General features: G+C 71.8%; 23 protein-coding genes. 12 read left to right on the forward strand and 11 right to left on the reverse strand.

Annotation, left to right across the window (positions count from 1 at the left end):
• Positions 1-9: 9 nt before the first annotated feature.
• Positions 10-384 carry a cupin domain-containing protein gene (locus tag ACFY3I_RS06730; RefSeq protein ID WP_390859668.1) on the reverse strand — a complete coding sequence of 125 codons (375 nt, stop codon included), beginning with the start codon at positions 382-384 and terminating at the stop codon, positions 10-12.
• 68 nt (positions 385-452) lie between these two features.
• Here ACFY3I_RS06730 and ACFY3I_RS06735 point away from each other — a divergent pair, with 68 nt between their 5' ends.
• Positions 453-893 carry a MarR family winged helix-turn-helix transcriptional regulator gene (locus tag ACFY3I_RS06735; RefSeq protein ID WP_390859669.1) on the forward strand — a complete coding sequence of 147 codons (441 nt, stop codon included), beginning with the start codon at positions 453-455 and terminating at the stop codon, positions 891-893.
• Positions 894-929: 36 nt separating this feature from the next.
• Here ACFY3I_RS06735 and ACFY3I_RS06740 read toward each other — a convergent pair whose 3' ends face one another.
• The 5 genes from ACFY3I_RS06740 to ACFY3I_RS06760 form a co-directional block, all read right to left on the reverse strand.
• Entirely contained in the window at positions 930-1745 is an 816-nt protein-coding gene (locus ACFY3I_RS06740; RefSeq protein WP_390860095.1) for a class I SAM-dependent methyltransferase, read from the reverse strand.
• Positions 1746-2011: 266 nt separating this feature from the next.
• Positions 2012-2536, reverse strand: coding sequence for a hypothetical protein (locus ACFY3I_RS06745; protein WP_390859670.1), 525 nt, complete (start codon positions 2534-2536; stop codon positions 2012-2014).
• A gap of 59 nt (positions 2537-2595) precedes the next feature.
• Positions 2596-4005: a peptidase S8 gene (locus ACFY3I_RS06750; RefSeq protein ID WP_390859671.1), complete on the reverse strand. Its 1410-nt coding sequence runs from the start codon at positions 4003-4005 to the stop codon at positions 2596-2598.
• Between the two features lie 169 nt (positions 4006-4174).
• Positions 4175-7003, reverse strand: coding sequence for an FtsX-like permease family protein (locus tag ACFY3I_RS06755; RefSeq protein WP_390860096.1), 2829 nt, complete (start codon positions 7001-7003; stop codon positions 4175-4177).
• A complete protein-coding gene (locus ACFY3I_RS06760; protein ID WP_390859672.1) occupies positions 7003-7707 on the reverse strand; it encodes an ABC transporter ATP-binding protein in 705 nt (234 codons plus the stop codon). Before ACFY3I_RS06760 ends, ACFY3I_RS06755 begins: the two co-directional genes overlap by 1 nt.
• A 69-nt stretch (positions 7708-7776) precedes the next feature.
• Between ACFY3I_RS06760 and ACFY3I_RS06765 the strand changes: the two genes are divergently transcribed.
• Positions 7777-8364 carry a PadR family transcriptional regulator gene (locus tag ACFY3I_RS06765; protein WP_390859673.1) on the forward strand — a complete coding sequence of 196 codons (588 nt, stop codon included), beginning with the start codon at positions 7777-7779 and terminating at the stop codon, positions 8362-8364.
• Between the two features lie 91 nt (positions 8365-8455).
• Here ACFY3I_RS06765 and ACFY3I_RS06770 read toward each other — a convergent pair whose 3' ends face one another.
• The gene (locus tag ACFY3I_RS06770; protein WP_390859674.1) at positions 8456-8959 is read right to left on the reverse strand and encodes a hypothetical protein; all 504 of its coding nucleotides are present in this window, start codon (positions 8957-8959) and stop codon (positions 8456-8458) included.
• Positions 8960-9183: 224 nt separating this feature from the next.
• Between ACFY3I_RS06770 and ACFY3I_RS06775 the strand changes: the two genes are divergently transcribed.
• The 3 genes from ACFY3I_RS06775 (at position 9184) to ACFY3I_RS06785 (ending at position 12769) form a co-directional block, all read left to right on the forward strand.
• Positions 9184-10077 (forward strand): LysR family transcriptional regulator, encoded by an 894-nt coding sequence (locus ACFY3I_RS06775; protein ID WP_390859675.1) that lies wholly within the window; start codon positions 9184-9186, stop codon positions 10075-10077.
• Positions 10078-10369: 292 nt separating this feature from the next.
• Positions 10370-12073, forward strand: a complete 1704-nt coding sequence (locus tag ACFY3I_RS06780; RefSeq protein ID WP_390859676.1) for an MFS transporter — start codon at positions 10370-10372, stop codon at positions 12071-12073.
• Positions 12074-12175: 102 nt separating this feature from the next.
• Positions 12176-12769 (forward strand): exonuclease domain-containing protein, encoded by a 594-nt coding sequence (locus ACFY3I_RS06785; RefSeq protein WP_390859677.1) that lies wholly within the window; start codon positions 12176-12178, stop codon positions 12767-12769.
• Positions 12770-12812: 43 nt separating this feature from the next.
• On the opposite strand, the gene ACFY3I_RS06790 is transcribed toward ACFY3I_RS06785, so the two are convergent.
• Positions 12813-13541: an MgtC/SapB family protein gene (locus ACFY3I_RS06790; RefSeq protein WP_390859678.1), complete on the reverse strand. Its 729-nt coding sequence runs from the start codon at positions 13539-13541 to the stop codon at positions 12813-12815.
• A gap of 274 nt (positions 13542-13815) precedes the next feature.
• Between ACFY3I_RS06790 and ACFY3I_RS06795 the strand changes: the two genes are divergently transcribed.
• Positions 13816-14349 (forward strand): GNAT family N-acetyltransferase, encoded by a 534-nt coding sequence (locus ACFY3I_RS06795; protein WP_365292475.1) that lies wholly within the window; start codon positions 13816-13818, stop codon positions 14347-14349.
• Between the two features lie 106 nt (positions 14350-14455).
• On the opposite strand, the gene ACFY3I_RS06800 is transcribed toward ACFY3I_RS06795, so the two are convergent.
• Entirely contained in the window at positions 14456-14713 is a 258-nt protein-coding gene (locus ACFY3I_RS06800; protein ID WP_390859679.1) for a hypothetical protein, read from the reverse strand.
• The gene (locus tag ACFY3I_RS06805; protein ID WP_390859680.1) at positions 14710-15135 is read right to left on the reverse strand and encodes a DUF1622 domain-containing protein; all 426 of its coding nucleotides are present in this window, start codon (positions 15133-15135) and stop codon (positions 14710-14712) included. Before ACFY3I_RS06805 ends, ACFY3I_RS06800 begins: the two co-directional genes overlap by 4 nt.
• A gap of 220 nt (positions 15136-15355) precedes the next feature.
• Here ACFY3I_RS06805 and ACFY3I_RS06810 point away from each other — a divergent pair, with 220 nt between their 5' ends.
• Genes ACFY3I_RS06810 through ACFY3I_RS06820 form a run of 3 tightly spaced genes read left to right on the forward strand, consistent with a single transcriptional unit; the run spans position 15356 to position 18353 of the window.
• Positions 15356-16594 (forward strand): ABC transporter substrate-binding protein, encoded by a 1239-nt coding sequence (locus ACFY3I_RS06810; protein ID WP_390859681.1) that lies wholly within the window; start codon positions 15356-15358, stop codon positions 16592-16594.
• The gene (locus ACFY3I_RS06815; RefSeq protein WP_390859682.1) at positions 16591-17517 is read left to right on the forward strand and encodes a carbohydrate ABC transporter permease; all 927 of its coding nucleotides are present in this window, start codon (positions 16591-16593) and stop codon (positions 17515-17517) included. Before ACFY3I_RS06810 ends, ACFY3I_RS06815 begins: the two co-directional genes overlap by 4 nt.
• Positions 17518-17519: 2 nt before the next feature.
• Positions 17520-18353 (forward strand): carbohydrate ABC transporter permease, encoded by an 834-nt coding sequence (locus ACFY3I_RS06820; RefSeq protein ID WP_390860097.1) that lies wholly within the window; start codon positions 17520-17522, stop codon positions 18351-18353.
• Between the two features lie 52 nt (positions 18354-18405).
• Here the strand turns inward: ACFY3I_RS06820 and ACFY3I_RS06825 are convergent, their stop codons facing one another.
• Positions 18406-18993 carry a TetR/AcrR family transcriptional regulator gene (locus ACFY3I_RS06825; protein WP_390859683.1) on the reverse strand — a complete coding sequence of 196 codons (588 nt, stop codon included), beginning with the start codon at positions 18991-18993 and terminating at the stop codon, positions 18406-18408.
• Positions 18994-19187: 194 nt separating this feature from the next.
• Between ACFY3I_RS06825 and ACFY3I_RS06830 the strand changes: the two genes are divergently transcribed.
• The 3 genes from ACFY3I_RS06830 (at position 19188) to ACFY3I_RS06840 (ending at position 21149) form a co-directional block, all read left to right on the forward strand.
• Positions 19188-20120 (forward strand): SDR family NAD(P)-dependent oxidoreductase, encoded by a 933-nt coding sequence (locus tag ACFY3I_RS06830; RefSeq protein WP_390859684.1) that lies wholly within the window; start codon positions 19188-19190, stop codon positions 20118-20120.
• A gap of 115 nt (positions 20121-20235) precedes the next feature.
• Entirely contained in the window at positions 20236-20433 is a 198-nt protein-coding gene (locus ACFY3I_RS06835; RefSeq protein ID WP_390859685.1) for a hypothetical protein, read from the forward strand.
• The gene (locus tag ACFY3I_RS06840; RefSeq protein WP_390859686.1) at positions 20430-21149 is read left to right on the forward strand and encodes a hypothetical protein; all 720 of its coding nucleotides are present in this window, start codon (positions 20430-20432) and stop codon (positions 21147-21149) included. The genes ACFY3I_RS06835 and ACFY3I_RS06840 overlap by 4 nt, the downstream gene beginning before the upstream one ends.
• Positions 21150-21236: the final 87 nt, after the last annotated feature.

The following is a 21236-nucleotide window of genomic DNA, read 5'->3' on the forward strand; positions in this document are numbered from 1 at the left end:
GACCGCGCGCTAGCGGGCCCAGGGCGGCGCGATGGTGGTGCCGTCGGCCAGCACCGCGGTGAGTCCCACGGATGTGGTGACCCACATGTGGGCGGGCCGGTCGGAGGTGTTGGCAACCGCCAGTTCGGCGCCCGCGGGTGCCACCGCCGCGTCACCCGCGCCAAGTTCGGCGCTCTCACCGTCGATGGTGAGCCGGAGGCCGCCGGAGAGGACGTAGAACGTCTCCTCGTCGCTGATCGTGTGGGTCGGCCCCACGCTCGCGGCCGGGATCTCGACGCGCCAGGAGGCAAGGTCCCGGCTGCCGGAGCCGGGACGTATGTAGGAGACGAAACGACCACCGTGGATCTCGTGCACGACGGCCTCGTTGCTGCGGACGAATGGCATGCCTACCCCCATATGGACAAGTTGCTTGTCCAGATAGACAAGCAACTTGACGAGTTATAGTCAACCCCATGGACGACGCCCTCGCCTTCTCCGTACTCGTGCTGGCACTCTCCGGACAGTTGGTCCAGGAGATCCACACCAGCGTCTCCCGGCAGGGTTTCGAGGACCTGCGGCCGGCCCACGGCTTCGCCTTCGCCCGCATTTCGGCGGGCGGCGCCACCACGGCCGACCTGGCCGAGCACCTGGGGGTCACCAAGCAGGCCGCCGCCCAACTCGTCCAGGAGCTGGTGCGGAAGGGGTACGTCGAGCGGCATCCGCACCCGCACGACGCCCGCGCCCGCCTCCTGGCCCTCACCGAGACCGGCCGGGCCGCCACGCGCGCCGCCGACCACGCGGCCCGCACCGCCGTCGCACCGTGGCGAGAGGCACTGGGCGAGGCGCGCTTCGGCGAACTCGTCGCCGACCTGACACGGCTCGCGCCGCCGGGGCCGATCCGTCCCGCCTGGTGAGCCGGCGGCCCACCGCCCGGGAAACCGGGCGACGTTCTACCGGCGCACCGCCGAGATCAGCCCGCCCGGCCGCTCCTCGCGCTCGGGCGGGGTACTGATCGGGCGGCCGTAGGCGGCGGCCCGCTCGCGCAGGGTGTGGCTGTCGGCCTCCCAGCCGTGTCCGGCCAGCCAGCCGACCGGGTCGTCGGGCATCTCGGAGACCCACATGGACGCCGCGGACCCCGGCACGGCGTCCGCGCCGAAGCGCTCGATCACGCCGCGCGAGCCCAGCGTCAGTCCCATCCGGCTGCCGGCGGCCGACCGCTCGCCGATCCGGGTCAGCAGCAACTCCACCGCGTCCTCGGGGAGATAGATCAGCAGTCCTTCGGCGATCCACACGGTCGGCGCCGCCGGGTCGTGCCCCGCCGCCGCCAGGGCGCCCGGCCAGTCCTCGCGCAGGTCCACCGGGACGGTGATCCGCTCGCAGCGCGCGACGGCCCGCTCCTGGCGCAGCACCGATGCCTTGAAGTCCAGTGGCGCGGCGGTGTCGACCTCGAACAGCCGGGTGCCCTGCGGCCAGTCCATCCGGAACGCCCTGCTGTCCATGCCGGCGCCGAGCAGCACCACCTGGCGGACTCCGGCCGCGGAGGCGTCCCGCAAAAGGTCGTCGAGGAACTTCGTCCTGATGACGATGGAGAACGCGATGCCCAGCCGACGGCGTCGCGCGGCCTCGTCACCGGGCAGGTGCGGCAAGGATGGCCCCAGGCCGCCGGCCGTCGCGAAAGCCTGTGCCAGCGGGTCCCGGAACAGCGCGTTCTCCCGCCCGGTCTCCAGCGCCCGCACTCTGGCCACCCCGACCGCGGTGGCCCACACTCCCGACGGCCGCACCCGCTCCTGCTCATCAGTCACCGCGCCAGCCTAGACCGACCGGTTCCGAAGGGGGCGGGAAGGGTCGGGGGCCCGGATCACGGCCGGACGCGTGGACGCCAGAACGTGGCTGTCGCGGCTCCGGCCTGTGGCCCGTGCCCCGGAGCGCGCACACGACCGGTCCGTTCGGCGGGTCGTACGGTCCGGCGGTGCGAACCGTACGACCCGGGGTCACTCGTGACCGTCCGACGTCGACCGACCGCCGTCGACGGTCAGCGCTGCTCTTCCTGGCCCAGGCCGAGACCCGTCGTCCAGGACGTGATGTACACCCCGCCCTTGTAGATGTCGGTCGTACCCGGGAAGAGGAAGCTCGTCGCGCGGCTGCTGCCGTCCGGCATCGCGAGCTTGAGCCCGCTGATCTGCGCCTTGTTCTCCGGTGCGTCGGGGACCGAGTAGGCGATCGTCGTGTGCAACGGCGAGTCGGAGCGCAGCACGAGGGTGCCGCCGCGGCCGTTGACGGTCACCGGTATCTTCCCGGTCTGGTCCGGCGGAGAACTGAAGGTGATCAGCGGGGTGTCGCTGAGCGTGCAGGTGATGCCGTCGTGCGCGAGGAGCGTCACGTCGAAGCTGCGGTGGCTCAGCCCGTAGGAGTAGCCGCCGAAGTAGAACGAGACGTTGCTGGTGGAACAGGGCCGGACGGACGGCTTGGCGGGGCTGGCGCTCGCCATCGCGGTGCCGGTCAGGATCATGGCGGCGAGCGCCGCCGCGACGGCGGTGGCCCGGGTCCTTCGACGCATGGGGACGGGTCCTCTCGTTTCTCTTCGGGGGAAGTGGGATCGGTGGCTGCGGAGCCGGTTCAGAACGCGCCGAGCCCGTGGGGCATGCCGATGCCGGTCAGCCCGTCCCAGCCCGTGCCGGCGTTGCACAGCGACGCCTTGGTCCCGGGATAGTCGGCGCACTGCCGGAAGTCCTCGTTGTTGCCGCCGGTGACGTCGGAGAAGTCCGACGACGGGGCCTGGTAGAGGGTGTTGGGCCCCTGGACGGCGGCGAGGTGCCCGGCCCGGGCGTACAGGCCCGCTATGTACGGGGCGGAGGCGCTCGTACCGCCCACGATCGTCCACTTGTTGGGCTCGCCGCTGCTCGGCGCGTAGGTGTCGTACACGGCCAGGCCGGTGGCCGGGTCGGCGTCCGCGGACACATCGGCGGCCGCCCGGTGGTGTCCGCACGCGGCGGTGGCGGAGGCGGGCTGCCCGGTGGCCGCGGGGAAGGCGGTCTCGCAGCCGCTGCCGGCGGCCCACCAGCCCGTCGCCGGAGCGTCGGCGGGCAGGGTGACCCCGCCGACCGCGGTCACCGAGGGGAGGTTGGACGGCCAGGACTGGTGGATGCCGCCGTTGAAGCCGGAGTCCCCGGTGGACGCGGTGATCGCGACGCCCTTGTGCTTGAGCGACTTCAGGTGGGCGCCGCTCGTGTTGGTCACGTCCGCGGTGTAGCCGTAGCTGATGCTGACCGCCGACGCTCCCGAGGCCACCGCGGTGTCCACCGCCTTGGCGAAGTCGCCGGTGGAGACGTCGTTGTCGTCCTCGCCGTCCTGCCAGGGCACGGAGATCTCCAGCAGGTGGCAGGTGGGGCAGGCGGCGGAGGCCGCGTCGAGGTCGAGCGCGGTCTCCAGGGCCACCGCCTCCTCCAGCGCCGCGCCCGGGCCGCTCTTCTGTGGTGCCGGCTGCTTGCCGCCGGTGTAGTTCTTCAGCGTCAGGCAGCCCGACTTGGTGTCGCACTTGGGCAGCCCGAACGCGGCGCGGTAGGTGGCCAGGTCGGAGGCCAGGTTGGCGTCGACACCCGCGTCGATGATCGCGATGGTCGCGGTGCTCTTCGACTTCGCGGGCAGGCCGTAGGCCTTGGCGAGGTCCGCCGGACCGTAACCGGCGGGCGCCGACGCGCGCAGCGGAGTGGTGCTGCCGGTCTTCTCCGTGACGACCTGGGCCGCACATCGCGGGCAGACGCTGCGTACGCCGTGCGCGGCCAGCAGGGACCCGGTCCGCACCTCCTGGCGCAGCCGTACGACCGGGTCACCGCCACCGGCGGCAGCCGTCCGGCCGGTCTCGTCGCCCGTCGGCGCCGCGGCAAGGGCGTGGGGTGACGTCAGGACTCCGACCAGCAGGGCGGAGACCGCGGTCAGGACGGCCAGCCCCCCGGTCGCCCGCCGGGTCCCGCCGGCCAGGCGGACGGCCTTGCGCAGGGCGGTGGTTCTTCCTCTTCTTCGATCCACGGATGCACGAATCCCTTCTGCGTAAACCCTGTTGGGTGTGATCGCGTCGCGACGCGTCACGCACGTGGGATCCATGCCGGCGGCGAAGAGTTCGGTGGAAGGTCGACCTTTTTTCTGACGCACCGTCATATGTCTGACCGGCGTGGCCTGTGGGCCGGTGGTGGGCGGTTCAGTCGGCGGCGAGGAGGCGGGCGGGGGCGATCCGGGCCAGTCCTCGGATCGGCACCGTCAGCGCCGCGCACACGAGGGCCGTCGCGGCCAGCGTGGCCAGCAGTGCGGCGCCCGCGACCGCGAGGAGGTGGCCGTGCAGCACGCCCTGACCGAGCGCGACCACCGTGACCAGGCCGAACACCGCGCCGGAGAGGCCGCCCAGCAGCGCCAGTCCGATTCCCTCCCAGAGGGTCAGCAGCGCCAGTTCGCGACGGGTCCAGCCGGTCGCCCGCAGCACCGCCAGGTCGGCGGCGCGTTCACGCTGTGAGAGGACCAGGACGTCGATGGCGCCGGCGGCTCCCAGCAGCAGGGACAGGGCCACGCTGAGGTAGTCGGCCTCGCGCGCCTGCGCGACGACCGCACTGCCGAGCAGCGACCCGGCCACCTCGCCGCGGAAGGCCAGGGTCAGGGCGAGCAGTACGGTGAAGGCGGCCACACCCAGCGCCAGGCCTGCCGCGCCCAGCAGCGTGCGGCCCGGTATCCGCAGCAGGTTGAGCACCGCCAGTCCGGCCACCGAACGCACCGGGCGGGCACCGCGGACCGCCTTCACCGGCGGCCGGACGGCTTCCATCGGCCCGAGGCGGGTGGCGAGCCAGGCGGGGATCAGGCCGGCGGCCGTGGCCAGGAGCAGTGCCACCGGCAGCACGAGCAGCGACTTGCCGCCGGCGTCGGGCTGCCCCAGTGTCCGGCCCAGTACGTAGGCGAGCACGGCGCCGACGGATCCGGCGGCGAGGCCGATCACCAGGAGTTCGCCGAGGACCAGGCGGAGCACCTCGCCGCCGCTCCAGCCGAGGCAGCGCAGGGTGCCTATCTCCGTGCGGCGGGCGCGTACCGACGCCAGCGCCGCCTGCCCGAGGAAGAGCGCGCACACGACGAGCACGAGGACGAACAGGACGGCGCTCTTCGCGTCCACCGCCCGCAGGACGCGCAGTGCCACGCCCTTGGCGACCCAGCGTTCCGTCACCCGCGCCGAGGCGTCCAGCACCACCGTCTGCGGGGCGGGCGAGCTGCCCACGGTGACGTCGACCTGGAGCCGCGGGTAGGCCGTCCGGATCGCCCCGGCCACGGCGTTGACCCGGGCCCGGGAGGCGGTGTCCACGCCGGTCACCCCGGCCACCCGGATCCTGATCGCGCTGACCGGCGCCTTGTCCTGGAGGCTCGGTGTCCGGCGGCTCCCGGTGAGCGCGGTGACGGACTTCATCGTGGTCAGCATGGTGGGTGGCTGGCTGACGTAGCCGCCGAGGTTGCGGTCGGGCCGCAGCGGCCGGCCGTGCAGGGCCTCGCGGGTGGCCTGGTCCGCGCCGGTGACCTGCGGGGCCTGGTAGGTCTCCAGCGGTACGTCGGACAGGGGCGAGAAACCGGGCAGCCTGCCGGTGTCGTAGCGGCCGACGAGGCGGACGAACGGGTTGGGCAGGCGCCCGGAGTCGACGCCGTCGCAGGTTCCGAGGCCCACGCAGTTCGTGGAGCTGTGGGCGGTCACCTTCCGGTACTGCCTGCCCTGGTTCTCCTCGGGGACGAAGGGGAACGGCTGCCGGTCCGCCTCGGTCACCCACAGGCCGGGTTTCTGCGGCCGCCGGGGCTCGACGGTGAGGTCGCCGCCCGGGGTGCGGCGGTAGGTGACCGGGCCGACCGTCCAGTAGGCGTCGGTGTCGAAGGAGTCCTCGTCGAGCGCCTTGCGGTAGCCCGGGTCCAGGTCGACGCCGATCCGGCCCACCCGGGTGCCGTGCAGGGCCCGGACGAAGTCACCGGCTTTCGGGTTGCCCAGTTCGGAGGGCAACGCGGCCGGGTCGCCGACGTCGAGCTGTTCGACGGTGGCGCTCAGCCTTCCGGAGGTGAGCGGCTTGCTGCTGAGCATCGCCGGGATGTACGTGTCGTGCCGGCCGTGGACGCTCTTGGCGGAGGAGAGCGTCCACGGCTTGTCCCGCTCGGTGAGCATGCGGCCCGAGGTGACGGTGCGGCCGAGACCCACCAGCCGGTCCTCGGCCGCGGGGTCGACAGCGGACAGCAGCACGGGGTAGGCGACCGGAACGTCGACGGTGGCCTTGTCCCGCCCGGACTGACAGTTCATCAGCGAGTTGAGCTCCGGGTCGAACGGCGACTTGTCGCGGAGGTCCTCGGCGATGATGTTGGGTTTCATGGGCAGTTCCAGGTTGAACTCGGTCTGCTCGGACTTGTCGTCGTTGAAGTAGAAGCAGACGTCGTACTTGCCGTCGAGCCGGTACCGCCGGGTGCGCTTGTCGGCCGCTCCCGCCTCCAGGGTGTCGGACTCGAAGAGGTCGTCCGAGGAGGAGCCCGAGGCCAGGGGGGAACGGGTGAGGTAGACGTACTGGTCGGACGTGCGGTAACTGCCCAGTCCCGCGGTGAGCGTCGGGCTGATCCGCAGGATCTGCCGGGACGCCCGGCTGTCCAGGAAGCGGGACACGTCGACGGTGACGGTGCTCGCGACCATGAGGTAGCCGATGTTGGCGACCGGTGCGGCCACGTCCACCCCGGCCATGGTGCGGATGCGCCGGTACTCGGCCATGGTGATCCCGCCGAACGTGCCGGACAGGAAGTTGGGCACGACCATGCCGCTCCGCCGCTCCACGTCCGTCTGCGCCTGGGGCGGGCGCACCAGTACGTCGTAGGCGGACCGGGCGTTCTTGCGTACCGTGCCCACCGTGGTCGCCCGGCTCGTGCTCACCGTCGCGGTCAGCAGGGTGAAGCTGGTCGCCGCCACCAGGATCCCGGCCGCCAGGGCCAGCGCGCGCCCGCGCCGCCGCCGCAGTTGGTCGAGGATGATCGTCATCACGGGCGCAGGCCCCCCAGCCGGTCCAGTACGTCGGCGGACGGTGTGAGGCGCTGGTCGGAGGTGACCCTGCCGTCCTGCAGCCGTACGACACGGTCGCCGCAGGCGGCGACCTCCGCGTCGTGGGTGGCGATCAGCATCGTCATCCCGTAGCGCTCGCGCAGTGTCATCAGCAGGTCGACGATCTCCCGTCCGATGACGCTGTCCAGGTTGCCCGTCGGTTCGTCGGCCAGCAGCAGCCCCGGCCGGTTGATCAACGCACGGGCGACGGCGACGCGTTGCTGCTGACCGCCCGACAACTGCGAGGGCAGGGCGTCGGAACGGTTTCCGAGACCGACCGCGTCGAGCAGTTCGCGGCCGCGCTCGCGCCGGTCGAAGTCCACCCGGCGCGGCAGCACGGGAGCGAGCACGTTGTCCAGCACGGTCAGGGCGGGCAGCAGGTGGAACCGCTGGAACACGAAGCCGATGCGCCGCCGGTGGGCGTCCAGGTCCCGGGCCGTCAGTTCGGTCCCGTCGATCTCGACGTGTCCCTCGTCGGGCCGGTCCATGCCGCCCGTCACGTGCAGCACGGTGGACTTGCCGGCACCGGAGGACCCGGTCAGCGCCACCACCTCGCCCGCCGCGACCTCCAGGTCGACCCCGTCCAGAGCCGTCAGCCCGGGGTATCGGCGACTGACCCCGCGCAGCGCCACGCTCACAGCCATAGATGCAGCCTCGCCCTCATACATTGTCACAATGCAGAGGTATGTTGTCACAACGTAGAAGGGACGTACATGCCGCTCCACCACGCCGTGCTCGCGCTGCTGACCCAGCGGCCGAACCACGGGTACGAGCTCAAGGCCCGGTTCGAGGAGACCATCGGCCCTCAGTGGGGTGGTCTCAACATCGGTCACCTGTACCAGATCCTCGAACGACTGGTCCGTGACGGCTACGTCTCGCGATCACAGGTCGCGCAGACCGACCGGCCCGACAAGAACCTCTACACGCTCACCGCGGCCGGCGAGGCCGAGTTGCGTTCGTGGGCGACCACGTCGTGGGTGCGCGTGGGCGGCTTTCGCGACGAGTTGTTCCTGAAGCTCCTCGGCGCCGCCGCGCTGGGCACGCGGGCGCTGACCACGCTGATCGAGGCGCAGCGGCAGACGTACCTGTCCGAACTCGCGGGCCTGGCACGGCAGCGCCGGGCCCACGCGGACGAGCCACTGGTCGCCGTCCTGATCGACGCCGCCATCGCGCACACCAAGGCCGATCTCGGGCTGCTGGACAGCGCCGCGCAGCACCTGGAACCGATCGCCGCGTCGCAGGGCGCGCAGGCTCGTGACCGGGCGCGGGAGACGGACGGCCGACGGGCGGAGTCCGCGTAGCCGACGCCGCACGCGCGAGGAGGGTCGCGGTCGCGGTGGCCTCGCGCGTCGGCATGACGTCATCGCACGCCCACCCCGGTGGGCCGGTGCGTCAGCGGGGCGGCGACGGCCACCGGCCGCGGGACAGGTCGTGGTCGAGCAGCCGGTCGCCGACATCCCCGTCGTAGAAGAGGTCCGCGCCGAACTCGTCACCGAAGTGGTCGGCGAGCAGGGAGGAGAACAGCAGTGCGGCCGACTGCGGCCGGTGGTTCATGACGAGCTGGCTGGTCTCGCCCGCCTCGTTGAAGTACACGACGACGAAGTTGTAGATCTCGATCCCACCCGGGCGGCGGTTCTCGGTGCCGCGGATGGTGGAACGGTAGTCCTCGAGGAACAGCTCACCGCGCTTTCCGAAGAAGCGGAAGTCCTGAAAAGCGTAGTTGCTCCGGGCGAAGCCGAGCAGCTTCCCCACCTTTTCCTTGCCGAGGATCTCACCATTGGCGAAATTACCCTGGAGAATGACGTCGTCGGCGAGATTGTCGAGCCACTCCGGGTAGTAGTCCAGGTGGGGGGCCTGGTTCTCCGACCCGCTGGTGCGCTCGTTCGATGTGGTCATGGCAGCTTTCTCCTCGGACCTGGGAAGATTCGTCGTACCGGTAATTTCGAGTATTCCGCCGGAAAGGAAAGGGGCGAGGAAGTGCGATCCCTGCACCGGCCCCCTTCGAGCGGTTCCTCTGATAAACAGGATCATTGACCGCGGCCGCCGCTGTCCAACGAAAGTCAGCGAGAGAACCCATCTCCCCCGGAGATGGATCGCGGGGCCCGGGAGATACTGGGACGGTGGAACTGCGCCAACTCGAACACTTCGTCACCGTCGCCGAGGAAGCGAACTTCACCCGCGCCGCCGCACGGTTGCACGTGGTCCAGTCCGCGGTCTCCGCCACGATCAAGAACCTCGAGCGGGAACTGGGCACGCCGCTGCTGGAGCGGACCACCAAGCGCGTCCAGCTCACCGACGCCGGCGCCGCCCTCCTCCCGCGCGCCCTCGCCGCTCTCGACGCCGCCCGTGAAGCCGTCGACGCGGTGGCCGAGGTCCGCGGAGGGCTGCGCGGCACCCTGCGACTGGGCACGATGACCACGGTCGGGCTGATCGACTTCCCCGCGCTGCTCGGCGAGTTCCACCGGCGCCATCCGGGCGTGCTCCTGCAGACCAGCGCCACCGCCTCGGGTTCCCAGGGCCTGGTCGAGGCCCTCCTCGAACGACGGCTCGACCTCGCCTTCGTCTCCCTGCCCGGGCCGCCCCCGGCGGGCGTCACGCTGACCGACCTCGCCACGTCGGTGCTCGACCTCGTCGTGCCGGCCGGCCATCGGCTCGCGGACCGCCGCAGCGTGCCGATCACCGAACTGGCCGGCCTCGACTTCGTGGACTTCCCCGTGAGTTACGGCATCCGGACCGTCGCCGACCAGGCTTTCGCCGCCGCCTCCGTGACCCGACGGGTAGCCCTGGAGATCACCGATCTCCCCACCGGCGTGGCCTACGTCCGCAACGGCCTGGGCGTGGCCCTCCTGCCACGGCCCGCACTCGCCGAGGCGCACGGCGTCGCCACGCTGACCGTCTCCGCCACCGACCTCGGCTGGCCGTTCTCCCTGGCCGCCCCGTCCGGGCGCACGCCCGGCGCCGCGGCACGCGCCCTGGTCGCGATGGCCCACGAATTCCTCATCTGGCGGGGCTGACACCACCGCCCCGCCGCACCTCGCCCACGTCGGGGAAGAGGGTCTCCGGGTCGGGAGCCGCCGTCCGCGCCGGGGCCGTCGCCGGTCAACGGCCGCGCTCCGGCGCCCGGTTGCCCGGCACCCGTACCGCCGACGGCCGGAAGGCGGACCCGGTGAACGACCTCGTGCAGCCCCCTAGGCGTACCGACTAGTCGGTACTAGCCTCTGGCCACACTCTCGGAGCCGGGCAGCCCCGCACCTTCGTCGTACCGACGCACGCTCCCGGCTTCCGGGTATCCCCGGGAGGAGCCGTATGTCCGCCTCTACGACGCCGTTCGACGCCGACAGACCCGCGCCAGATGTGCCTTCCGCCGACGCCCGCACCCCGCTGGCCTGGCTGTACCGCCGCGAACTGGCGGACTACCCGTCCACCGGCCGCCGTATGGGGTACCTCGCGATCGTGGTCGTCACCACGGTCGTCCTGTACTACATGCTGTACATCCAGTACGCGGTCGCGACCTCGATCATCACGCACTTCGGCATGACGTACCGCTACTTCATCTGGGTCTCGGTGATCGGCAACGCGGTCGGGGCCTTCGCCTCCCTCGTGGCCGGCCTCGCGGACCGCTGGGGCCGCGCGAACCTGGTGGTCTACGGACTGCTGATCGCCGCGCTGCTGGTCTTCTTCGGACTGCCGAACGCGGCGAACAAGACCACCTATCTGGTGCTCTTCGCGCTCGTCAGCTTCATCGAAGGCATCGTGCTGGTCGCCACCCCGGCGCTGATCAGGGACTTCTCCCCGCAGCTGGGCCGGGCCACCGCGATGGGGTACTGGACGATGGGGCCGGTCATCGGCTCCCTGGTGGTCACCACCGTCACCAGCAACACCCTCGACGGCTCCACCTGGCAGGACGAGCTGCGCTACTCGGCGATCGCCGGGTTCGTCGTCCTCGTCGTCGCGATCATCGCGCTGCGCGAGCTGTCCCCGGCGCTGCGCGACCAGATCATGGTGACGCTGCGGGACCGGGCGCTGATCGAGGCGCGCGCCAAGGGGCTGGACACCGAGGCCCTGCGGCGCGGCGAGTGGCGGCAGATGATGCGCCTGGACGTACTGGGCTCGGCCTTCGCCATCGCCGTGTTCCTGCTGCTGTACTACGCGGCGGTCGGCAACTTCGTCGTCTACTTCGCGACCATCTTCGGCTACAGCGAACAGCGCACCAACGCGCTGGCCAACTGGTACTGGGCGGCGAACGCCATCGCCCTGGTCCTGGTCGGCCTGCTCTCGGACCGGCTGAAGGTGCGCAAACCCTTCATGATCGTCGGCGCGGTCGGGTCGATCGTGATGACCGCGGTCTTCGCCACCCGCGCCACCCACCTGACGACCGACTACTACACGTTCGCCTGGCTGTTCGTCGGCATCGGCGTCTTCAGCGGCATCGCCTACGCACCCTGGATGGCGAGCTTCACCGAGACCGTGGAGAAGCACAACCCGGCCGCGACCGCGGCGGGCCTGGCGGTGTGGGGCTGGACGGTGCGCATCGTGGTCGCGGTCTCCGCCGCCTTCATCCCGGTACTGGTCACCTCCGTGACCCCGCTCGTGGAGCACGGCGCGGAGGTCAAGGCGGCCTCGGCGCAGGCGGCGCCCGCGCTGGCCATCGTCGACGCGCACCCGGAGATCTTCGCCGAGCTGAACAAGTACACCCCGGCCACCGTGCCGCCCGAGCTGGGCGCCCGCGCCGCCAGGGAGGTCGGCGCGGAGAACCTCGCCGTCGTGCAGAAGGCGGCCCCACAGCTGACGGTGCTGAACGAGTACGGCGCCAAGGTCCAGAAGGCCTCGAAGGACGGGCCCGGCGAGTGGCGGACCTGGTGGTGGATCTGCGTCGGCGGACAGGTCCTCTTCCTGCCCTTCGTCTTCGTGATGGCGGGACGCTGGAGCCCGAGGAAGGCACGCGAGGACGCCGAGGAACACGAGGCTGCCGTCAACCGCGAGCTGGCCGCCCTCGCCACCGCGGAGTGAGTCGGACGCGGAGCCGGCCGCCCGTGGCCAGGGCGGCCGGCTGTCCTTCCCGGTCCCGGTATCGCGTGGCGCGGCAAGCGGTGCCTGTCTAGGCTCGCCGCCATGGAAGGAACATGGGGCGACGGACTCGTCAACGTCGTGGACGTCGAAGCGACCTGTTGGACCGGTTCCCCGCCACCGGGCGAGGTCAGCGAGATCATCGAGATCGGACTGACCGTCATCGACCTGCAGGCCGGCCGGCGCGTCTCCCGGCACCGCGTCCTGGTGCGGCCGGCCCGGTCCACGGTCAGCGCGTTCTGCACGGAGTTGACCGGCCTCACCGCGCACGAGGTCGGTCAGGGAGTCGGCTTCGCCGAGGCGTGCCGGCTGCTCTCGGCCGGTCACCACGCGGGCGCCCGGCCATGGGTGAGCTGGGGCGACTACGACCGCAGCCAGTTCACCCGGCAGTGTCTGGCCACCGGGACGCCCTACCCCTTCGGCCGTCACCACACCAATGCCAAGGCGGTCTTCACCGAGGCGTACGGCCTGCGCAAGCGCCCCGGCATGGCGCAGGCCCTGGAGATCGCGGGCCGGCCGCTCGAAGGCCGTCACCACCGGGGGGAGGACGACGCCTGGAACATCGCGGGCCTCGTACTCCACCTCTCCGAACGGGGCGCGTGGCCTGCCGCGTCCGGGCACCGCGACCGGGCGACCTGACGGGGTGCGCGCTCAGGGCGGTCCGGCCGACGCCCCACGCGTGTCATTCGTCCGTGGCGGCGGTCAGTTCGATGTCGATCACGCCGTCGCTCTGGAACAGGTCGGCGGTCAGCGGCGCCGGATCGGACTCGCCTTCCAGTTCGAGGAGGACCTGAGCCGCCGGGTCCGTACGTCCCGGCAGCCGGTCGACCCTGACCTGGAGGATGCGAAAGCCGCGTCGCGTACACGTCTCCATGAGCTGTGGCAACAGCGCCGAGCCGGTCCGGTACGTCATCCGCAGCTCGAACGCGGTGGCCGCCGCGCCGGGTACGAGACGGTCGGCGAGCAGCGGGTATCCGCGTACGACGAGGAAGTGCAGCGCGGTGACGGCGATGGCCAGCACGGGCAGCCCGCCGCCGCAGGCCATGCCGACCGCACACGTCAGCCAGATGGTCGCGGCGGTGGTGAGACCGCGCACCGCGTCACGTCGTACGAAGATGAGCCCCCCGCCGATGAACCCGATGCCGGAGACGATCTGCGCGGCGACCCGGGACGGGTCGAAGGAGACGTTCTCCAGACCGAGCACGTTGGTGAAGCCGTGCTGGGAGACCTCCATCATCAGCGCGCTGGCGATGCCCACCAGCGTGTGGGTGCGCAGGCCCGCGCTCTTCTGCTGTCTGGCCCGCTCCCATCCGATGAGGCTCGACAACAGCAACGCCAGTCCCAGTTCGGACAGTTGCCGCAGCCCCTGTCCGTTGTTCACGTCCCACAACGGGGCGGTGAGAACGTTCACGTGTACCTCCCGTACGACAGGACGTCTGCCCCGGGCTCCCCGGTCATGCCGGGGGAACGGCGGGGGCCCGGTACGGCAGGCGTATCACGTCCGACCGCCGTCGATCGGTGAAGACCCGGCCGGTAAGACCGATACCCGGCCGGGAGCGCGAAGCCGGACCCCGGCCCCGATACGAGCGCTCCCCCGCGGCCGCCGCCGCGACACGCACGGGGACGGCCCGCCCGCGGGCGCCCAGGATTACCGGTGAGGCAGGTGTCTTCGGCAGGATGGGCGCATGACCGAGATCCGCACACCCCGTCTCCTCCTCCGCGACTGGCACGACGACGACCTCGCGCCCATGGCGGACATCGACTCCGACCCGCGCGTCATGCGCTGGGTCGACGACGGCGCGGTGCGCGACCTGGAACAGACGGCCGAAGCCATCGAGGGGTGGCAGGAGGAGTGGGACGAGGAGGGCTTCGGCCTCTTCGCCGTCGAACTGCTCGGGTCGGGTGAGCTGATCGGCTGCACGGGGCTGTCCGTACCCGCGTTCCTGCCGGAGGTGATGCCCGCCGTGGCGATCAGCTGGCGGCTCGGCGCACAGTTCTGGGGGCAGGGCTACGCGTCCGAAGCGGCGCACGCCACGCTGGAGTTCGCGCTCCAGGACCGCGGTCTGGACCGTGTCGTCAGCATCAGCCGCGCGGGGGACACCGCGTCCGAGAACGTGATCCGCAAGCTCGGCATGGTGCCCGAGCGGGAGACGGTGCATCCGGTGTACGGCCACCCGCTGCGAGTACATGCCATCGATCTCACCGAGTTCCAGGCGTGACGGGACCGAACCGCCGGTCGTCATGGTGCGGTCGGACGGGTTCCGCCCCCTCACGGTGACACCGGCCGGGCCGTTCCGCGCCGCCGTCGGCGGGACCCGGGGTCCCTCACGACGGGCCTCGCCGCTCCGGGCCCGCCCGCAGGCCCGAGCCGACCCTCAGCCGCACCACGAGGACGGCGGTGGCGGTGGCGAGCGAGGTCCAGGACGGGTGTCCGGCGAGCCGGACGAGGCCCGCCGCCACCAGGAAGTCCGTGAGTACCGCGACGCTCACCCGCACCCGGCGCAGCCGGAGGCCGACACACCCGGCGCCGACCAGTCCGAACGCCGTGACCAGCACGGCGGCCTGGGTCATCAGCCAGGTCATCGGGCCGCTCCCGGCGAGCCGGCACCCGCCGCGGGGGTGCTCCCCTCGATCTCACGGCGCTCCTGCTCGATCTCCCGGCCCAGGATGTAGTTCAGGGCGGTCCGGATCGCGGCGATAGCGGCCAGCTGCCCGATCTCCGTGAAGGAGGGCGCGATGGCCGTGCGCAGGATGTCTCCGGCGAGCTGGAACTCCAGGCCCAGGGCCAGGAATCGGCCGAGGTCCAGCCGGATCCGGTTGAAGCCGAAGGCCGCGCCCGCCGGGCCCCGCCAGTTGCGCACCCGGCCCGTGCCGTACCCCACGAACTGGACGAACGCCCATACGGTCCCCGCGAAGATGATCAGGGCTCCGACGAACTCGACCAGCCGCACGCCCAGGTCGACGAGATCGCGCAGCGTTGATTCCGGCAGCAGGTCCGCGTACATGGGGGCATTGTCGACCGGCACGGCCACCACGGCGGGTTCGCCACCCCCGCGGCCCGCGGGATGTCCCGGATCGGGTGGTCCGGCCCCGGTGACGGTCGCCCACGGCGGTGGCCGGGGGCCGTCGGCCGGATTCGGACAGAAGCCGTGACACTCCCGTCGTAATCCCGCGGCCCGGTTGATCGTTGGGCCCTGCAACGACGATCGTCAGGGAGCGCGCACCATGACCATCAGCCGCAGGGCCCTGCTCGCCGCGGGAGCGGGGGCCGCACTGCTCACCGCCTGCGGGTCCGACACCGGACGCGGCTCCGGCGCCGGCCCGGAGCTCTCGCAGTGGTACCACCAGTACGGCGAGGCGGGCACCGAGCAGGCGGTGGAACGGTACGCGGACGCGTACCGGAAGGCCAGGGTCGCGGTCGAGTGGCGGCCCGGCAACTACGACCAGCAGACCGCCGCCGCGCTGCTCACCGACTCCGGTCCCGACGTCTTCGAGGGCAGTCCGACCCTCGACCAGATCCGGGGCGGCCAGGTCGTCGACCTCAGCGACCTGCTCCAGGGAGTCGAGGACGACTTCAACCCCGCCGTCCTCGCCCCGAAGACGTACGGCGGAAGGATCTGGGGCGTGCCGCAGGTCATCGACACGCAACTGCTCTACTACCGCAAGAGCCTGCTCGCCGCCGCCGGGGTGCAGCCCCCGGCCACCCTCGACGCCCTGGTCGACGCCGCCGGGAAGCTGACCACGAAGAAGGTCAAGGGACTCTTCCTGGGCAACGACGGCGGTGCCGGCGTCCTCGGCGGAACCCCGCTGTACGCGGCGGGCCTTCAGCTCGTCACCGCGGACGGCAAGGTCGGCTTCGACGACCCGGCGGCCGCCCGGGCCCTCGCCGCACTCCACCGGTTGTACGCCGACAGGACCCTGCTGCTCGGCGCGCCCGCCGACTGGTCGGACCCGTCCGCCCTGATCCAGGGCCTGACCGCCATGCAGTGGTCGGGCCTGTGGGCGTTGCCGCAGGTGCAGAGGGAGCTCGGCGACGACTTCGGAGTGCTGCCGTTCCCCGAGGACGGATCGGGCGCTCCCTCGGTCCCGGTCGGCGCGTACGGGGCGGTGGTCAGCGCCCGCAGCCGACACCAGGCCGCGGCGAAGGACTTCGTGAGGTGGCTGTGGGTCGAACGCACCGACTACCAGCAGGACTTCGCGCTGACCTACGGCTTCCACCTCCCGGCCCGTGTCTCTCTCGCCAGGAAGGCCGCCCGGCTGAGGACCGGCGCGGCCGCCGAGGCGGTCCGTCTCACCACCGAACACGGCTACGCGCAGCCGCTGTTGTGGACTCCGGCGAGCCAGACCGCCTACCAGGACGCGCTGAGCCGGATCATCAGGGGTGGGGCCGACCCGGAGAGCGAACTGCGGACGGTGATCCGCACGGTGTCGGCCGAACTCGACCGTGTGCGGAGGAATCCGTGACGGCCGCGGCCGCGGCAGCCCGGCACCGCGGGCGCAACCGCACTCTCTGGTTCTGGCTCTTCGTGGGCCCGTTCGTCGCCGGGCTGGTCGTGTTCACGTACGTCCCGCTCCTGTGGAGCATCGCCCTCAGCTTCTTCGACGCCCACAACACGGTCACCCCCACCCGCTTCGTCGGCCTGGACAACTACACGGCCATGCTGTCGGACGGCGCCTTCGTCGACAGCCTGCGCACCTTCGTGGTCTTCACCGCGTTCATCGTGCCCACGACGTACGCCTTCTCGCTCGCTCTCGCCCTGATGGTCAACCGGGTGCGGCGGGCCCGGGCGTTCTTCCGTTCGGTGTTCTTCCTGCCGGCCGCGTGCAGTTACGTCGTCGCCGCCCTCGTCTGGAAGACCTCCCTCTTCAACGGGGTGCGGTTCGGGCTCGCCAACACCGTGCTCGGCTGGTTCGGCGGCGACTCCGTCGCCTGGCTGTCGGCCGCCGATCCGCCCTGGTACTGGCTGGTGGTCGTGACCGTGCGGCTGTGGCTGCAGGCCGGCTTCTACATGATCCTCTTCCTGGCCGGTCTGCAGCGGATCGACCCCGCGCTGTACGAGGCCGCCGCCGTCGACGGCGCGCGGCCGGGTGTGCAGGTGCTGCGGCACATCACGCTGCCCCAGCTGCGGGCCACGTCGGTGGCGGTCGTCCTGCTCCTCGTCGTCAACGCCTTCCAGGCCTTCGACGAGTTCTACAACCTCCTCTCGGACGCCCGCGGTTACCCGCCGTACGCCCGTCCGCCGCTCGTCTACCTCTACTACGTCGCCCTCGGGCAGGGGCAGAACCTCGGGCTCGGCAGCGCGGGCGCGGTGATCCTCTCGCTGATCGTCGTGGTGGCGACGGTGGGGCAGGCGCGCTGGTTCGGGCTGGGCAGGAGGGAGGTGTGACCGTGCGGGACACGCGGGTCCGGGCCGGACGCGCCCTGCGGCTGGTGGCGCTGAGCGCGCTGGCTCTGCTCTTCCTCATCCCGTTCTATCTGCTGGTACGCAACGGGCTGTCGAGCGAGCAGGACATCACGGCGCCCGGATGGACCTTCTTCCCGGCGGAGTCGAGGTGGGGAAACGTGGCCGAACTGTTCGCCGACAGCTCCGTCCCCTTCGCCCGTTCCCTGCTCAACTCCGCGGTGATCGCGGTCGCGACGACGCTCGGCACGCTGCTGCTCGCGTCACTCGCCGGATACGGTCTGGCCCGCATCCCCTGCCGCTACGCGAACGGGGTCTTCTACGCCGTCCTCGGCACCCTGATGGTCCCCGCGGCCGTCGCCTTCGTCCCGGCCTTCGTGCTCGTGTCGTCGCTGGGCTGGGTCTCCACCTACCGGGGGCTGATCGTCCCGACGCTGTTCCCGGCCTTCGCCTGTTTCGTCTTCCGACAGTACTTCCTGGGCTTCCCCGCGGAGCTGGAGGACGCCGCGCAGGTCGACGGGCTGGGGTACTGGCGGACGTACTGGCTGATCGTCGTACCGAACGCGCGGCCCGTCTTCGCCGCCGTCGGGACGATCGTGTTCGTCGGCGCGTGGAACTCCTTCCTGTGGCCGCTGGTGATCGGGCAGGACCGCGACGCCTGGACGGTGCAGGTGGTCCTGTCGTCCTTCATCACGTCGCAGGTGGTCAGGGTCCACGAACTGTTCGTCGCGGCGGCGGTGTCGATCCTGCCGCTGCTGCTGGTGTTCCTGTGCTTCCAGCGGTGGATCGTGGCAGGCGTGGAGCGGTCGGGGATCGACTGAGGGGCCCGCGGGCGTTCGCGTCAGTTCCCGTCCGCCTCAAGTCCCGTTCGCCTCAGGTCCCGGTCCCGTCCGCCGGGGTCGCGTGACCGGTGGCGAGGCCGTCCAGGAGCAGGACGATCAGCCGGGACGCCAGGTCGCGCTGCCCTTCGTGCCCGCTGATGAGCGTGATGCCGCCGAGTGCCATGAGGACGTCGTTCGGGTCCGCGTCCCCGCGCACCCGCCCGGCCGCGATACCGGCCCCCAGCAGCGCCGACACCGCCTCGCCCAGCGCGTCGCGGCTGTGCCGGCGCAGGCCCTCCCGCGCGGCGAGGATCGCGGGCAGGGCGTCGGCCATGCCGCGCTTGGTGAGCATGTAGTCGACGAACGCCTCGGCCCACGCGCTCAGCGCGGCCAGGGGCGGACGCTCGGCGATCAGGTCCCGCGCCGAGGCGCACAGCCGGTCGGTCTCGTTGCGGTAGGTGGCCTCGATGAGGTCCTCCCGGGCGGGGAAGCGGCGGTAGAGCGTTCCGATCCCGACGCCCGCCTCGGCGGCGATCGCCTTCAGCGAGGCGTCGGCGCCCTGCTGGGCGAAGGCGCGGGCGGCGGCCTCCAGCAGCCGGTCGTGGTTGGCCTGGGCATCGGCCCGCAGCGAACGCCGCATCACCCCTCCTTGCAAGCGGAGTCGGCTCCGCTTATAGTCCTCAGGTAAGCGGACTCGGCTCCGCTTACCCCTTCATCGTAGGCGGTCGTTCCGCATCCGCCCACTCCCTCAGGCGCGCCGCGCCCGGCACCCACCACAGAACGGGCGCCCGGCATCCACCCGGCCACGCGCCCGCACCCACCACAGGAACGAAGATGACTCAGATCCCCACCCCCGCCTTCGGCGCGCTGTCGACCGCCTCCGAGGTCGTCGCCGGCATCGATCTCAGCGGCCGCCGGGCCGTCGTCACCGGCGCCACCGGAGGCCTCGGCCGGGAGACCGCCCGAGCCCTGGCCTCCGCAGGTGCCGAGGTGACCGTCGCGGGCCGCACCCTGCGCACCGCCACCGCCGTGGCAGCGGAGATCGCCGCCGAGACCGGCAACGACCGCGTCCGGGCCGCGCGGCTGGACCTCGCGGACCCCGCCTCGGTCGCCGCCTTCGTCGCCGGCCGGCACGGCCCGCTCCACATCCTGGTGAACAACGCCGGCATCATGGCCACGCCCGAACTGCGCACCCCCGCGGGCCGGGAACTGCAGTTCGCCACCAACCACCTCGGCCATTTCGCCCTCACCGTCGGTCTCCACGACGCCCTCGCGGCGGCGGGCGGCGCCCGCGTGGTCGTCGTCAGCTCGGTCGGGCACGTCAACGGCCCGGTCCGCTTCCACGACCCCGACTTCACCGCGGAGCCCTACGATCCGTGGCTGGCGTACGCCCAGTCCAAGACGGCGAACGTTCTCTTCGCGGTGGAGGCCGCGAAGCGCTGGGCGGCCGACGGCATCGCCGTCAACGCACTCAACCCGGGACGCATCTGGGAGACCGGCCTCGGCCGTCACATGGACGCACCGCCCGCGTCCTTCGACCCGTCGGGCGCATCGGGCGTCTCCGAGAAGAACATCGCCCAGGGCGCGGCGACCTCCACCCTGCTGGCCGCGTCACCCCTGGTCGAAGGAGTCACCGGCCGGTACTTCGAGGACTGCCGGGAGGCGGGGCCGCACACCCCCGGCGTACGGCGCGGTGTCGCCGCCCACGCCGTCGACCCCGACAGCGCGCGCAGGCTCTGGGACCTGTCGGTCCGCCTCACCGCCTGAACGGCCTTCGGCACGGCCGCGCGGCGGGGGCCGGTGCGCTCCGCGCGCGGCCCGCCGCCGTCCGCGAACCGACGGCCCGGGGGAACCCGGGGGCCGCACACCACTCGGGCACCCCTTGACCGTCCGCAAAAAACGCGCATATGCTCCTTTTGGTTTCGCCGCCTCTCGGCGAACCGGGGACGCGTCCTCCCGGACCCCCCACAGCCCGTCCGGCAACACACCCGCGGTCGCGCGCGGCCTCGGCCTCGGCATCGGCATCGGCATCGGCATCGGCATCGGCATCGGCATCGGGAAAGTGAACGGCTTCACATGATCTTCAGGAAATCGGCGCTCGCCGCCGCGTTGACCGTGGCTCTGGCCGGTGGTGTCACCGGTGTGAGCACCCTCTCCGCGAGCGCGGCGACGCCTCGGTGCGGCGGGCACTGCATCGACATCTACAGCAAGAAGCTCGGTACCGCGGACGACCCGCGGTTCGTGGAGACCGTTCTTCACGGGGTGGCACGGGCCGGTCAGCCGACCGTCCTGCACCGCGCCGGCGGCACCGACCCGGCGGAGGACTTCCTGCCGCACCTCGCCAAGGTGTCCGACTTCCACCGGGCCGGCCTGGTCTCGGCCGCGGTGAACCGGCACTACGGGAACCTGCACGCGGCCCAGATCCAGTACGCGCCCTCCGGCAGGCCCAGCGGACTGTGCGCCGCCCTGGCCACGACCGCGTACGAGGGCGAGGGGCTCACCCTTCAGCCGTGCGACCTGCCCGGCAGGACCGTGTGGATCGTCGACACCACGGACTCGCCCTCCACCGCGGCCCAGGGCCTCTTCCCGCTGGTCAACGGATCCACCAGGGACTTCGTCCACCCGTTCGCGATGACCGTGCCGGAGCACGGCCGCCTCGACGGCACCCACGCCCGCCACCACACGCGTGCCCACCACCACCCGCGCGCGCAGATCCAGGTGCGCAGGCTGGCGGGCGATCCGGGCCACGTACCCGACGGCCAGCTCTGGGGCACGAAGCTCGGCATCCTGAAGTAGTCCCCGCACCCACACCCGAACGGCCGGCGACAGGACCCGGCCGACACACCAGTCAGGAGCGACACCCATGCGCAGGACCATCCTCCG

Origin of the sequence: Streptomyces sp. NPDC001068 (assembly GCF_042897315.1) — a bacterium.
Lineage (GTDB): Bacteria > Actinomycetota > Actinomycetes > Streptomycetales > Streptomycetaceae > Streptomyces.